This window comes from Bradyrhizobium sp. USDA 4353 (genome assembly GCF_054063215.1).
The window spans coordinates 183,553-196,752 of the sequence record NZ_JBSSGB010000001.1; the positions used below are offsets into that span (position 1 = coordinate 183,553).

General features: G+C 65.6%; 11 protein-coding genes. 1 reads left to right on the forward strand and 10 read right to left on the reverse strand.

The features are described 5' to 3' along the window. Positions 1-132: 132 nt before the first annotated feature. From ACVILH_RS00810 to ACVILH_RS00835, 6 genes are all read right to left on the reverse strand, one after another. On the reverse strand, positions 133-552 hold the full coding sequence (locus ACVILH_RS00810; RefSeq protein WP_456711177.1) for a ribulose bisphosphate carboxylase small subunit: 420 nt from the start codon (positions 550-552) through the stop codon (positions 133-135). Between the two features lie 296 nt (positions 553-848). Next, on the reverse strand, positions 849-2,309 hold the full coding sequence (locus ACVILH_RS00815; protein ID WP_456711178.1) for a form I ribulose bisphosphate carboxylase large subunit: 1,461 nt from the start codon (positions 2,307-2,309) through the stop codon (positions 849-851). Positions 2,310-2,345: 36 nt separating this feature from the next. Further along, on the reverse strand, positions 2,346-3,428 hold the full coding sequence (gene fba / locus ACVILH_RS00820; RefSeq protein WP_456711179.1) for a class II fructose-bisphosphate aldolase: 1,083 nt from the start codon (positions 3,426-3,428) through the stop codon (positions 2,346-2,348). 41 nt (positions 3,429-3,469) lie between these two features. Then, positions 3,470-5,497, reverse strand: a complete 2,028-nt coding sequence (gene tkt, locus ACVILH_RS00825; RefSeq protein ID WP_456711180.1) for a transketolase — start codon at positions 5,495-5,497, stop codon at positions 3,470-3,472. Next, positions 5,494-6,369, reverse strand: a complete 876-nt coding sequence (locus tag ACVILH_RS00830; RefSeq protein WP_434856011.1) for a phosphoribulokinase — start codon at positions 6,367-6,369, stop codon at positions 5,494-5,496. The genes tkt and ACVILH_RS00830 overlap by 4 nt, the downstream gene beginning before the upstream one ends. Before the next feature lie 50 nt (positions 6,370-6,419). Beyond that, complete coding sequence (locus tag ACVILH_RS00835) at positions 6,420-7,472, reverse strand: class 1 fructose-bisphosphatase (RefSeq protein WP_456711181.1); 1,053 nt, start codon at positions 7,470-7,472, stop codon at positions 6,420-6,422. A 147-nt stretch (positions 7,473-7,619) separates the two neighbouring features. Between ACVILH_RS00835 and ACVILH_RS00840 the strand changes: the two genes are divergently transcribed. Beyond that, positions 7,620-8,540 carry a LysR family transcriptional regulator gene (locus ACVILH_RS00840; protein WP_456711182.1) on the forward strand — a complete coding sequence of 307 codons (921 nt, stop codon included), beginning with the start codon at positions 7,620-7,622 and terminating at the stop codon, positions 8,538-8,540. Positions 8,541-8,588: 48 nt separating this feature from the next. On the opposite strand, the gene bchJ is transcribed toward ACVILH_RS00840, so the two are convergent. The 4 genes from bchJ to puhE form a co-directional block, all read right to left on the reverse strand. Beyond that, positions 8,589-9,230: a bacteriochlorophyll 4-vinyl reductase gene (gene bchJ, locus ACVILH_RS00845; RefSeq protein ID WP_456711183.1), complete on the reverse strand. Its 642-nt coding sequence runs from the start codon at positions 9,228-9,230 to the stop codon at positions 8,589-8,591. 1 nt (position 9,231) lies between these two features. Then, complete coding sequence (gene bchE / locus ACVILH_RS00850) at positions 9,232-10,836, reverse strand: magnesium-protoporphyrin IX monomethyl ester anaerobic oxidative cyclase (RefSeq protein WP_456711184.1); 1,605 nt, start codon at positions 10,834-10,836, stop codon at positions 9,232-9,234. 97 nt (positions 10,837-10,933) lie between these two features. Continuing rightward, on the reverse strand, positions 10,934-12,145 hold the full coding sequence (gene hemA / locus ACVILH_RS00855; protein WP_456711185.1) for a 5-aminolevulinate synthase: 1,212 nt from the start codon (positions 12,143-12,145) through the stop codon (positions 10,934-10,936). Then, positions 12,142-13,191, reverse strand: coding sequence for a putative photosynthetic complex assembly protein PuhE (gene puhE / locus ACVILH_RS00860; RefSeq protein WP_456711186.1), 1,050 nt, complete (start codon positions 13,189-13,191; stop codon positions 12,142-12,144). Before puhE ends, hemA begins: the two co-directional genes overlap by 4 nt. Positions 13,192-13,200 lie beyond the last annotated feature (9 nt).

The window sequence follows — 13,200 nt, forward strand, 5'->3', positions numbered from 1 at the left end:
GCAGCTCCTCCCGCGAACTCCGGCAAGCGGGACGCCGTCGAATCGGATTTAACAATCGGACTTCATCAGTGCGGCAGAGCCGGCGCTGAGGTCCCCGCCCTCGATAAGGATGAGACCTCAGCGCAGCCGTTGTTACGAGTAGCGCTCGCCCTCGGGACGCTCGGCCGCATAGGACCGTGTCGAGTAACGCAGATTGCGCCCGACGGTTTCCTGACGATCGAGCCGGAAGCCGGGCTCGTTTGCCGGCCGGTTGACGATGAACGACAGCCGGATCGACTCCCAGCCGTGCGAGGAGTCGAACGCCGAGATCCGGATGTAGCGGTCGCCATAGATCTTCCGACACTCCGACAGCTCCCGCATGATGCCGGCGGCATCGCGCAGGTCGAACATCGGCAGGCCCCACATCTCCCAATAGGTGTTGCGGGGATGCGGGTCGTCGGTGAACTCGATGTTCACCGCCCAGTTCTTCTCGAGGCAGTACTGGATCTGGGCCGTGATCTGATCATCGGTCAGATCCGGCAGGAAGGAAAAGCAGCCTTGGGTCACGCGCATGATGGTATCTCCTGAAATGGCTGAAAGAAGCGAGCCGGTCTCCAGCCCGCATCGCGGTAGCGCATCGAACGAAGTCCAGAGCACGATGCGTTTTGGTCTGACGAGCGGCACCCGCGATCTCCGTCCACCTCTCCCAAAGGGAGAGGTCGGATTGCATCGCCAGATGCAATCCGGGTGAGGGGTTACAGTTCATCCGGCAGCCCCTCACCCGGCGCTTTGCGCCGACCTCTCCCCGGCGGGGAGAGGTGAACTGAAATCGCGGCAAGCGCATCGATCGAGCAAGAGCACACCACGCTCTAGGCCGCCGGAGTGACGGTCGGCACGAAGTCCGGCGAGTCGGTCGATTCGTAGTTGAAGGTGACGTCCTTCCAGATCTCCAGCGCCTCGCGCAGCGGCGTGCAGGTCTGCGCCGCCTTGGCCAGGATCTCCGGGCCCTCATGCACGTAGTCGCGCCCCTCGTTGCGGGCGAGGATCATGGCCTCCAGCGCGACGCGGTTGGCGGTGGCGCCGGCGGCGATGCCGCGAGGGTGACCGATGGTGCCGCCGCCGAACTGCAGCACGACGTCCTCGCCGAGCAGGTCGAGCAGCTGGTGCATCTGGCCGGCATGGATGCCGCCGGAGGCCACGGGCATCAGCTTGTTCAGGCTCGCCCAATGCTGGTCGAAGAACACGCCGTGCTCCAGCCGCATCGGATTGAAGTCCTCGCGGCAGATGTCGTAATAGCCGCGCGTGGTATTCGGGTCGCCTTCGAGCTTGCCGACCACGGTGCCGGCATGGATGTGGTCGACGCCGGCGAGGCGCATCCACTTGGCGATGACGCGGAACGACACGCCATGCGCGCGCTGCCGCGTATAGGTCGAATGTCCCGCGCGATGCAGATGCAGGATCATGTCGTTCTTGCGCGCCCATTTCGCCATCGACTGGATCGCGGTGTAGCCAATCACGAGGTCGATCATGATGATGGTCGAGCCGAGCTCCCTCGCGAACTCGGCGCGCTCATACATGTCCTCCATCGTCGCCGCGGTGACGTTGAGATAGGTGCCCTTGATCTCGCCGGTCGCCGCCTGCGCCTTGTTGACGGCCTCCATGCAGTACAGGAAGCGCTCGCGCCAATGCATGAAGGGCTGCGAGTTGATATTCTCGTCGTCCTTGGTGAAGTCGAGCCCGCCCTTGAGCGCCTCGTAGACGACGCGGCCGTAATTGCGGCCCGAAAGACCGAGCTTCGGCTTGACGGTGGCGCCGAGCAGTGGTCGGCCGAACTTGTCGAGCCGCTCGCGCTCGACGACGATGCCGGTCGCCGGGCCCTGGAAGGTCTTCACATAGGCCACCGGCAGCCGCATGTCCTCCAGTCGTAGCGCCTTCAGCGGCTTGAAGCCGAACACATTGCCGATGATCGAGGCCGTGAGGTTGGCGATCGAGCCCGGCTCGAACAGATCGAGATCATAGGCGATATAGGCGAAATAGCTGCCCGGCGAGCCCGGCACCGGCTCGACGCGGTAGCACTTGGCGCGATACTTCTCGGCGGCGGTGAGGCGGTCGGTCCACACCACGGTCCAGGTCGCGGTCGAGGATTCGCCGGCGACAGCAGCGCAGGCCTCGACCGGATCGACGCCGTCCTGCGGCGTGACGCGGAACAGCGCGATGACGTCGGTGTCCTTGGGCTGATAGGACGGCTCCCAATAGCCCATCTTTTTGTATTCCATCACGCCGGACTTGTAGCGATCCTTGCCGCGGACGGTGATCGACTGGTCGTTCATGTGTTCCTCCTGGCTGTTTCGTTGTGGCTGTAGACGTCACGCAGCTTCGGTCATTCCCCCCATTCGCGGATCGAGCGCGCCGGAGCGATAGCGCTTGGCCATCTCCGACAGCGGCAGCACCTTGATCCTGGATGCGTTGCCGGCGGCGCCGAACTGCTCGAAGCGCTCGCGGCAGAGGTCGCGCATCGAATCCATCGCCGGCTTCAGGAATTTGCGCGGATCGAACTCGGCCTTCGACGAAGCGGCCACCTTGCGGAAGATCGCGGTCATCGCCAGCCGGCAATCGGTGTCGATGTTGACCTTGCGTACGCCGTGGCGGATGCCGCGCACGATCTCCTCGACCGGCACGCCCCAGGTCTGCGGCATCTCGCCGCCGAACTGGTTGAACATGTCCTGCAGCGACTGCGGCACCGAGGACGAGCCGTGCATCACGAGATGCGTGTTCGGCAGCCGGCGATGGATCTCCTCGATCACGTTCATCGCCAGGATCTCGCCGTCCGGCTGGCGCGAGAATTTGTAGGCGCCGTGCGAGGTGCCCATCGCGATCGCCAGCGCATCGACCTTGGTGGCGCGGACGAAATCGACCGCCTGGTCAGGATCGGTCAGCAGCTGGTCGCGGCTGACCTTGCCTTCGAGGCCGTGGCCATCCTCTTGCTCGCCGCCGCCATGCTCGAGCGAGCCGAGCACGCCGAGCTCGCCCTCGACGGAGGCGCCGACCCAATGCGCCATGTCCGTGACGCGGCGGGTGATGTCGACATTGTACTCATAGTCCGCCGCGGTCTTGGCGTCGGCCTTCAGCGAGCCGTCCATCATGACCGAGGTGAAGCCGTACTTGATCGCGGTCGCGCAGGTCGCCTCGTCATTGCCGTGGTCCTGGTGCAGGCAGAGCGGGATCTGCGGATACATCTCCTCCAGCGCGTCGATCATCTTCGACAGCATGATGTCGCCGGCATAGGAGCGCGCGCCGCGCGAGGCCTGAACGATGACGGGGGCATCGACCGCAGCCGCCGCCTCCATGATCGCGAGCCCCTGCTCCATGTTGTTGATGTTGAACGCCGGCACGCCGTAGCCGCGCTCGGCGGCATGGTCCAGCAATTGTCTGAGCGTGATCCGCGCCATGTTCGTCTCCGTCCCTGTTCGATGTTGTGTGTGGCGCGTCGTCAGTCGGCGCGCGCCCGGATGATGTTGCGCATGGCGGCATCGGCTACGGCCGCCGGCGTGATGCCGAATTGGCGGTACAGGACATCGGCCGGCGCCGAGGCGCCGAAGCCGTGCATGCCGACGAACTCGCCGGCATCGCCGAGCCAGCGCGCCCACTCGCCTTCGATGGCGGCCTCGACGCCGATCCGCGGCGCATGTCCGAGCACGTGAGCGCGATAGTCCGCGCTCTGCTTGCGGAACAGCTCGAAGCACGGGGCCGAGACCACCGCCGCATGCACGCCTTCGGCCTCGAGCAGCTTGGCTGCCTCCAGCGCGATCGCCACCTCCGAGCCAGTCGCGATCAAGGTCACGTCACGGCCGGCTTCGGGCTCGACCACCACATAGGCGCCGAGCGCCACCTTGTTGTGGTCGGACAGCTCGGTCCGGAAGGCCGGCAGCGCCTGGCGCGACAGGCACAGCACCGATGGCGAGGTCTCGGCGCGAAGCGCGCAGTCCCAGGCCTCCGCCGTCTCGACCGCATCGGCCGGACGGAACACGAGGAGATTTGGAATGGCGCGCAGGCTTGGGACATGCTCGACCGGCTGATGCGTCGGGCCGTCCTCGCCGAGGCCGATTGAGTCATGGGTCATCACGTGAATGACACGGATACCCATCAGCGCGGCGAGACGGATGGCCGGACGGTTGTAGTCGGCAAAGGCCAGGAAGGTGCCGCCATACGGAATGAAGCCGCCGTGGAGCGCGACACCATTCATGGCCGCGGCCATCGCGTGCTCGCGGACGCCGTAATGGACGTAGTTGCCGTCCATGCTGGTCGGCGTCACCGATTTGTGCGTCTTCGCCTTGGTCAGGTTGGAATGCGTCAGGTCGGCCGAGCCCCCGAGCAGGTTCGGCAGCACCGTCGCGATCACGTCGATGACGTTCTGCGAGGCCTGCCTCGTGGCGATCTTCGGCTTCTCGGCCGTGAGCTGCGCGATGAACTGCGCCATGCGCTCGGTGTAGGCGGACGGCAGCTTCTTGTTCAGCGCATCGTGACAGGGCGAGCGGTCAGACGTAGTGAGCTTGCGCGCGCGCTCCTTCCAAGCTTGGCGCATGCTGCGGCCGCGCGCGCCGATCTCGCGCCAGCTCACCAGCACGTCGGCGGGAATCTCGAACGGCCGGTGCGGCCAATGCAGGGCAGCGCGCGTCTTCTCGACCTCCTCCAGCCCGAGCGGCGCGCCATGCGCCTTCTCCGAGCCCTGGCGGCCCGGCGAGCCGAAGCCGATGGTGGTGCGGCAGGCGATCATGCTGGGACGGTCGCTCTGGCGGGCGGCGGCAATCGCCGCTTCGATCGCCTGGGGATCATGGCCGTCGATGCGGGTGGTCGCCCAGCCCGAGGCAGCGAAGCGGGCGAGCTGATCGTCGGAGCAGGCCAGCCCCGTCGAGCCGTCGATCGAGATGCCGTTGTCGTCGAACAGCACGATCAAACGATTGAGACGGAGATGACCGGCGAGCGAGATCGCCTCGTGGCTGATGCCCTCCATCAGGCAGCCGTCGCCGGCGATCACATAGGTGTAGTGGTCGACGAGATCGTCGCCATAGCGCGCGTTCATCAGGCGCTCGGCGAGCGCCATGCCGACGGCGGTCGCGATCCCCTGCCCCAGTGGTCCGGTCGTGGTCTCGACTCCCGGGGTGTGACCATATTCCGGATGCCCCGGCGTCTTGGCGCCCCATTGCCGGAACGCCTTGATCTCGTCGATGGTCACCGCCTCGTAGCCGGTCAGATGCAACAGCGCATAGAGCAGCATCGAGCCGTGGCCGGCCGACAGCACGAAGCGGTCGCGATCGGGCCAGGTGGGATCGGCCGGATCGAACTTCATGAAGCGGGAGAACAGCACGGTGGCGACATCGGCCATGCCCATCGGCATGCCCGGATGGCCCGACTTCGCCTTCTCCACGGCGTCGATCGCGAGGAAGCGGATGGCGTTCGCCATCTCGGCATGCGCAGGATCGGCTTTCGGGGCCAGCGTTTGCACGGCGGTGGCGGTCATAGCGTGCGCCTCTTTCGGTCCATCAGTTGCATGATCATCGGGGTGAGAATGAGCTGCATGGCGAGATCGAGCTTCGAGCCATGGATCACGATCGAATTGGCGCGCGACATGAAGCTGCCCTGGATCATCGACAGCAGATAAGGGAAGTCGATGCCGCGCGGATTCTTGAGACGAATGACCACCATCGATTCATCGGGTGTCGGGATCCAGCGCGCGATGAACGGATTGGAGGTGTCGACTGTCGGGACGCGCTGGAAGTTGATGTCGGTCTCGGAGAACTGCGGGATGATGTAGTTCACGTAATCCGGCATGCGCCGCAGGATGGTGTCGGTGACCGCCTCGGTGGTGTAGCCCCGCGACGCACGGTCGCGGTGCAGCTTCTGGATCCATTCCAGATTCATCACCGGCACGACGCCGATCTTCAGGTCGGCATGCTGGGCGATGTTGACCTTCTCGGTGACGACGGCGCCGTGCAGGCCCTCGTAGAACAGCAGATCGGATTCCGCCGGCAGCTGCGTCCACTCGGTGAAGGTGCCGGGCCTGGCGTCATAGAGCCGCGCCTCCTCCTCATCGTGCACATAGTGACGTGTGGTGCCGGTGCCTGTCTCGGAATAGTCGCGAAAGGTCTTTTCGAGCTCCTCGAACAAATTGGTGTCGGGGCTGAAATGGCTGAAGTGCTTGTTGCCGCGCTCGGCCTCCTCGACCATCTTGCGGCGCATCTCCTCCCGATTGTAGCGATGGAAGGCGTCGCCCTCGATATAGGCGGCCTTGACGTTCTCGCGGCGGAAGATGTTCTCGAACGTCTTCTTGACCGACGTGGTGCCCGCACCGGACGAGCCCGTGATCGAGATGATGGGATGACGACGTGACATGGCTTTTCTCCGGAACTCTCGCCGAGCCGGGGAGGCTCAGCAGCGCGCGCTCAGCGGAACAGGCCGCGGCGGGCAAACAGGGGCGCATCGCTGGTTTCGAACAGCGGCTCGACGCCCTCATGCAACTGGTCGACATCGCGCACGAGGCGGACGTCGCCCATGATCAGCGGCGCGCGCTGGTGCGGCGAGCGGGCCGACAATTCCAAAATACGCGCGCGGCCGCTCGAGGCGGAGCCGCCGGCCCATTCCATGATCAGCGCCATCGGATGCGCTTCGTAGACCAGCCGCAGCCGGCCCTCGCGATAGCCGGGGCGGGAATCGGCGGGATAGAGGAACACGCCGCCGCGCATCAGGATGCGATAGGCCTCGGCGACAAGCGAGGCGATCCAGCGCATGTTGAAGTCGCGGCCGCGCGGGCCGGCCGCGCCGGACAGGCACTCGTCGACATAGTTGCGGACGGTGCCGCTCCAGTGCCGGCGGTTCGAGGCGTTGATCGCGAACTCCGGCGTATCCTGCGGAATGCGGATGCCGGATTTGGCGAGGATGAACTCATGCAGGATCGGGTGCAGCACATAGAGGTCGACGCGATGGTCGATCGCGAGCACCAGGCAGGTCTGCGGGCCGTAGACGAAGAAGCCGGCGGCGAGTTGCGCGGTGCCGGGCTCGAAGAAGCTGGAGAGCACGTCGCGGCCGCGCGGCCGGATCGAGAAGATGGTGCCGACCGAGATGTTGTTCTGCAGGTTCGAGGAGCCGTCGAGCGGATCGATCGCCACGCAAAGTGGGGCAGCCTCGTTGACCGTTTCCGGACGATCGCCCTCCTCCGACAGGATGCCGGCGACCGGCGCCCGGCGCAGCGCGTCGCGCATCAGATTGTCAGCGACGATGTCGAGCGCCTTCTGGATGTCGCCGTCAGTGTTGACGGTGGCGGCGCCTTCGTCGACGCCGGACAGTGGCGCGATGGCGATCTGCCGCGCCAGCTCGCGGGCAGCGTCTGCGAGGGCCTCGATCACCGTGGCGCAGTCGCTGTCCGCATTCTGCAATGCGAGATGCGCTTGCAATGTCTGATGATCCGCTAGGTTATTCATAGGCCACTCCCTCGCCATCAGCTCCTCTGCCGGGAACTTGATGAAGCCGCACGAAAGCGTCGTGCCGCGCTGCTATCAACACACCGATTTGCCTGATTAGGGAAATTTCAATATCTTTGGGTCGACCAAAGTTTTCCTTATGCGATCGATCTCGTCGAGGGTTCCATGAGCCGCCACTTCTCCCGCGATCTCACCATTCGCCAGTTGCGCGCGCTGGTGGCCGTGCAGAATTCGGGCTCCGTGACTTCGGCCGCCGGCCGCCTGAACCTCACTCAGCCGGCCGTGACCTTGCAGATTCGCAATCTCCAGGAGCTCGCAGGGCTGCCGCTGATCCAGCGCACCACCGACGGCATGATCCTGACCGAGGCCGGGCGCACGGTGCACGCGCTCGCCGAACGCGTCGAGGCGGCGCTGCTCGATTGCGAGCAGGCGCTCGACATTCTCGCCGGCCGCAGCGGCGGCCGAGTCGCGATCGGCGCCGTCAGCACGGCAAAATATTTCGTGCCGTTTGCGATTGCGGAGTTTTCGCGGCGCTTTCCCAAGATCGACGTGACCCTGCGGATCGGCAACCGCGACAGCCTGCGCGAGGCGTTGCGCGGCTACGATCTCGACATCGCCATCATGGGCCGTCCGCCCGCCGACATCCCGGTGGATATGCGGCCGTTCGGCAAGCATCCGCACATCATCATCGCGCCGGCCGGCCACCGGCTGGCGCGGCGCAAGCGCATCGCCGCCGAGGATCTCGCGGCGGAAGTGTTCATCACCCGCGAGCCGGGGTCGGGCACGCGGCTGCTGATGGAGACGTTTTTGGAAAAGCGCGGCCTGCATCCCAAGACCAGCATGGAGATGGACAGCAACGAGACCATCAAGCAGGCTGTCATCGCAGGCCTCGGCATCGCCTTCATCTCGCAGCACACCGTGGCGCATGAGCTTAGCGAGGGACGGCTGGTCATGCTGAAGGTGGTGGGGCTGCCGATCGTGCGCCACTGGCATGCCGTCCGGCGCGCCGACAAGCTGCTGCTGCCGCCGGCGCAGGCGATGCTGGACTTCTTCGGCAAGGAAGGCGCGCGGTTTTTGCCCCGCTGAGCGCGACACCCGAAGTCCTGACGGTGCCGCCTCGCGCATGGCCTGACCTCACCAGTCGATCACGAAACGGCAGGCGGATGCGCCGATGGCCTCGCAACTGATCTCGCGCGCACGGGCGTTGCGATGCACTAGGCGGGCGAACAGTGTCTCGAAGGTCGCGGCGTAGAAGTCGCAGATCGGATGGACGGCCCCCTGCCCGCGGCACAGCGGGCAATGGCGGATTTCGTAAGTGGTCGGCCGCCCCGGACGCGCGGTGAAGATGCCGGTGCCGGCGAAGGTCCAGGCATGCGCCGAGATCGCGCGCGACAGCGCATGGCTGGCGAGGCGCGCCGGGAAGACGCGGAGCACGCGCTGGGCGGGCCTGGGAATGCGGTTTGCGAGCAGATAGAGCGCGGTCAATTGTCCCGCCTTGAAGCTCACCGCGCGGGCTGCATCGTCGTCCAAGGTGGCCCTGAGGGCGCGATGCAGGCGGATGACCTCGGTCTCGTCGACCATATCGGCCGGCGGCGTCGCGAGATATGGCTCAAGCCGCGCGGCCGCGAAGACGCGGCGCGCGTCATCCTCGCCGTGCAGCAGACGCAACGCCTCCGCGGTCTGGATGATCGCGTTGGGCCCGATGCGCCCGGCGGCGTGTTCCGAGGTGGCAGCGGCGCGCGGCAGCGTAACATGCTGGGCGCACGTGCCGTGCATCTCAGTGCACTCCTGTCTCGGCCTCTTCGCTCATCTGCTCGGTGCCGCCGCCGCAGGCCATCACCTGCGCCTGCTGCGGCCCGGTCAGCTTGCGATTATGGCTCGTCTTCCATTCGACCTTGCCCGGCTCGGCGCGCTTGCGCGAGGTGTCGAAGCCGAAATCGACCTTGCCCTTGGATTGCGGCCCCCAATAATTGACGCGGCCGAGATCGTAGAACTTGCGCTCGAACCCGGACTTCAGGAACGCCTTGAGGCAGCCCAGCAGATAGCGCCTGCGCTCGCCGGAGCCGGCCCAGGGATAGGAGAACAGCGCCTTGTGCATGTAGAAGCGGCGGTAGTTGTTCATGACGCCGTCGAGCAGTTCGCCACGGTCCATCGCATCGGGCTTCATGATCGGCGTGACGAAATTGTACTTCTCGTAGTCGAAGATCTCGACCTTGTCGCCGAGGTCGCGGAACAGGTCGGAGAACGGCCAGGGCGTGTACATCGCCCAATTGGCGAGATCAGGCTTCCAGTCGCGCGCCATCTGGTAGGTCTCTTCCAGCGTCTCGCGGGTCTCGTTCTCCTGGCCGACGATGAACTGCGCCTCGACCACGATGCCGGCGTCGCGCAGCAGCTGGATCGCCTTCTTGTTCTGCGCGACCGTGGTCTCCTTGTTGAAGCGGTCGAGCTTCATCTGCGCGGCGGCCTCGGTGCCCAGCGAGACATGGATCAGGCCGGCCTTGCGGTACAGCGGCAGCAGCGCCTCGTCGCGCAGGATGTCGGTGACGCGGGTATTGATCCCCCAGAGGATCTTGAGGTCACGCCGGATCAGCTCCTCGCAGAAGGCTATGAACTTCTTCTTGTTGATGGTCGGCTCCTCGTCGGCCAGGATGAAGAAGCCGACATCGTGCTCGCGCATCAGGGTCTCGATCTCGTCGACCACCTTCTTCGGGTCACGGATGCGGTAGTCGCGCCAGAACTTCCACTGCGAGCAGAAGCTGCAGGTGAACGGACAGCCGCGCGCCATGTTGGGGATGGCGACGCGCTTGTTCATCGGGATGTAGATGTATTTGCTCCATTCGAGCACGCTCCAGTCGGGCGTGATCGCATCGAGATTCTTCACCGTCGGCGCCGCCACCGTCGCAACCACCTCGGTGCCGTCGCGGTAGGCGATGCCCTTGATGCTGCGGCGATCATTCTGCCAGCGGCCATCCTCGCGGGCGCGCATCAAATCGACGATGATCTCCTCGCCCTCGCCGCGCACGATGGCATCGATCCACGGCGCTTCCGTCAGCACCTGCTGATACATGAAGGTGGCATGGATGCCGCCGAGCACGGTCAGCGCGTCCGGATGCTCCTCCTTGGCGATCTCGAGAAGCCGCTCCGCCTTGTAGATCGACGGCGTAATCGCGGTACAGCCGATCACACCGGGCTTCTCAGCGCGTAGAAGGCTGCGGACCTGCTCCTCGGAGAGGTCGTTGGTCATCGCATCGATGAAGCGGAGATCGGTGAAGCCGGCGGCCTTCAGCGCGCCGGAGATGTAGGCCGCCCAGGCCGGCGGCCAGTTGCCGGCGATCTCGGCCCCGCCAGAGTGATAATTCGGATGCAGCAACAAGATCCGCACGGCGTTCTCCCCCGATTATCAATTTGTCCTGACATCATAACGTCAAGCTGGATTGACAAATTGATCTGGCGCAAACGCCGCGCGGATCGCGCTCTAATCAAGCCGCCTGCGCGAGGCCCATCTCGGCCCAGATCTCCGACAGCGCCGAGACCAGATGCTCGATGTCCTCGTCCGAGTGGAAGGGCGACGGCGTGATGCGCAGCCGCTCGGTGCCGCGCGGCACGGTCGGATAGTTGATCGGCTGCACATAGATGCCGTAGCGGTCGAGCAGGATGTCGCTGATGCGCTTGCACAGCACGGGGTCGCGCACCATCACCGGCACGATATGGCTGGGATTGTCGAGATGGCTGACGCCCGCTTCATCGAGCCGGCGGCGCAGCCGCGCGACGCGGTCCTGGTGGCGCGCACGCTCATGGTTGCTAGCCTTCAGATGCCGGATGCTGGTCAGCGCGCCGGCCGCGACCGCAGGCGGAAGCGAGCTGGAGAAGATGAAGCCCGAGGCGAAGCTGCGGACGAAGTCGCAGACGGTGTTGGTGGCGGTGATGTAGCCGCCGATCACGCCGAATGCCTTGGCGAGCGTGCCCTCGATGACCGTGAGGCGATCGGCGACGCCATCGCGCTCGGAGATGCCGCCGCCGCGCGGGCCGTAAAGGCCGACGGCATGGACCTCATCGAGATAGGTCATCGCGTTGAACTCGTCAGCGACGTCGCAGATGTCGGAGATCGGCGAGATGTCGCCGTCCATCGAATAGACGCTCTCGAACGCGATCAGCTTCGGCACCTTCGGGTCGAGATCCGACAGCTTGTCGCGGAGATCGGCAACGTCGTTGTGGCGCCAAATCCGGGTCTCGCAGCGGCTGTGGCGGATGCCCTCGATCATCGAGGCGTGATTGAGCTCGTCCGACAGGATCACGCAACCGGGCATGCGTCCGGCGAGCGTCGACAGCGACGTCCAGTTCGAGACATAGCCGGAGTTGAACAGCAGCGCCGCCTGCTTGCCGTGCAGGTCGGCGAGCTCCTCTTCCAGCAGGATGTGATAATGGTTGGTGCCGCTGATGTTGCGGGTGCCGCCGGCGCCGGCGCCGCAGCGGTCGAGCGCCTCGTGCATCACCTCCAGCACCTTGGGATGCTGCCCCATGCCGAGATAATCGTTGGAGCACCACACCGAGACCTCGCGCTCGCCATGCGGGCCGCGATAGGTCGCACGCGGGAAGGCACCCGCCTTGCGCTCGAGATCGGCGAACACGCGGTAGCGCCCTTCGCGCCGGAGACCGTCGAGCTGGCGGCGGAAATAGTCTTCGTAGTTCATGGTACTCCCCCCTGTGCTGTCGTGTTCGGATCGACCACTGTCGTGATGGATGCGGTCAATCCGGTGATGGTTTGCGCCTGCGCGTCGTCGCGTGATTGGCGATAGGCCTGCCGGAACTGTTCTTCCAGCCGCTGCCGCGCCAAGGCGGCGGCCGTCTTTTGCGCCGACATGGATGTTTTCGCAGGCGCCGGCCGCTCTGCCTCGGGCATTACCGGCATGACGGCCAGGACCGGCCGCGCCATCGGCGTGACGGGCACGGGTGCCGGGATGGCAGTGACGGCCGCCATGACCGGCTCCGCCGGCGCGCTCCAGCGCCAGAGATTGATGACCGGCATCGGCAACGCCATGAAGCCGTGTTCGAGCAGGCCGAGCGCGATCAGCGATGCCAGGAGCGACAACGCGACGCCGTCGAAGGTCGATTTCGCGCCGAGCGCGGCGGCGGCGACCAGCACGGTCGCGGTGGTCGCCGCGGCAATCGAGAATGGAAACAGCAGGTTGATCGACTTCTTTGCGAAGTAACTACGCATGAAGCGCACCTGCTGCGGCAGCAGCTCGTCATTCAGGGTGCGCACGCCGAGAAACAGATTGATCTTAGCGCTCTGCCTGAGCACCAGCAGCGCCGCGAAGGTCCACCAGCTCAGACGGTTCGGCGCCCCTGACGTGACCGCGAAGACGAGTCCCGCCGTCGCGATTAGCGCCAGCTCGTGATAGGCGATCGCCTGCAACGCGAAGCCGACGCGCGAGGCCGGCGTGCAATCGCGCGGGCACGGCTCGGGCCGCGGCCCGGTGATCCAGCCGGCGAGCAGCGACATCTCGACCGTGCCCCACAGCAGGATCGCGCAGGTGAAGGCGCAATAGGCGTTGGCGTCATCGGCGGCCTGGCTCGACACGACGACGCCGGACAGGGCCGCGACGAAGGCCGCGGCCGTGCCCCATTTGAACGCAGCCGGATGGCGGGCGGCGAGCCCGACCAGCGCGAGCACGGCGCCGGTCGAGAACCACCAGACGAACACGACATAGGGAATGGCAATCGCGGTCGCGCCCATGTCCGGCTC

Coding starts and splice junctions, on each gene's coding strand:
- ACVILH_RS00815 (WP_456711178.1), bottom strand. CDS start 2,309: ATGAACGACCAGTCGATCACCGTCCGCGGCAAGGATCGCTACAAGTCC.
- bchJ (WP_456711183.1), bottom strand. CDS start 9,230: ATGCACGGCACGTGCGCCCAGCATGTTACGCTGCCGCGCGCCGCTGCC.
- puhE (WP_456711186.1), bottom strand. CDS start 13,191: ATGGGCGCGACCGCGATTGCCATTCCCTATGTCGTGTTCGTCTGGTGG.
- ACVILH_RS00810 (WP_456711177.1), bottom strand. CDS start 552: ATGCGCGTGACCCAAGGCTGCTTTTCCTTCCTGCCGGATCTGACCGAT.
- tkt (WP_456711180.1), bottom strand. CDS start 5,497: ATGACCGCCACCGCCGTGCAAACGCTGGCCCCGAAAGCCGATCCTGCG.
- ACVILH_RS00830 (WP_434856011.1), bottom strand. CDS start 6,369: ATGTCACGTCGTCATCCCATCATCTCGATCACGGGCTCGTCCGGTGCG.
- ACVILH_RS00835 (WP_456711181.1), bottom strand. CDS start 7,472: ATGGCGAGGGAGTGGCCTATGAATAACCTAGCGGATCATCAGACATTG.
- fba (WP_456711179.1), bottom strand. CDS start 3,428: ATGGCGCGGATCACGCTCAGACAATTGCTGGACCATGCCGCCGAGCGC.
- ACVILH_RS00840 (WP_456711182.1), top strand. CDS start 7,620: ATGAGCCGCCACTTCTCCCGCGATCTCACCATTCGCCAGTTGCGCGCG.
- hemA (WP_456711185.1), bottom strand. CDS start 12,145: ATGAACTACGAAGACTATTTCCGCCGCCAGCTCGACGGTCTCCGGCGC.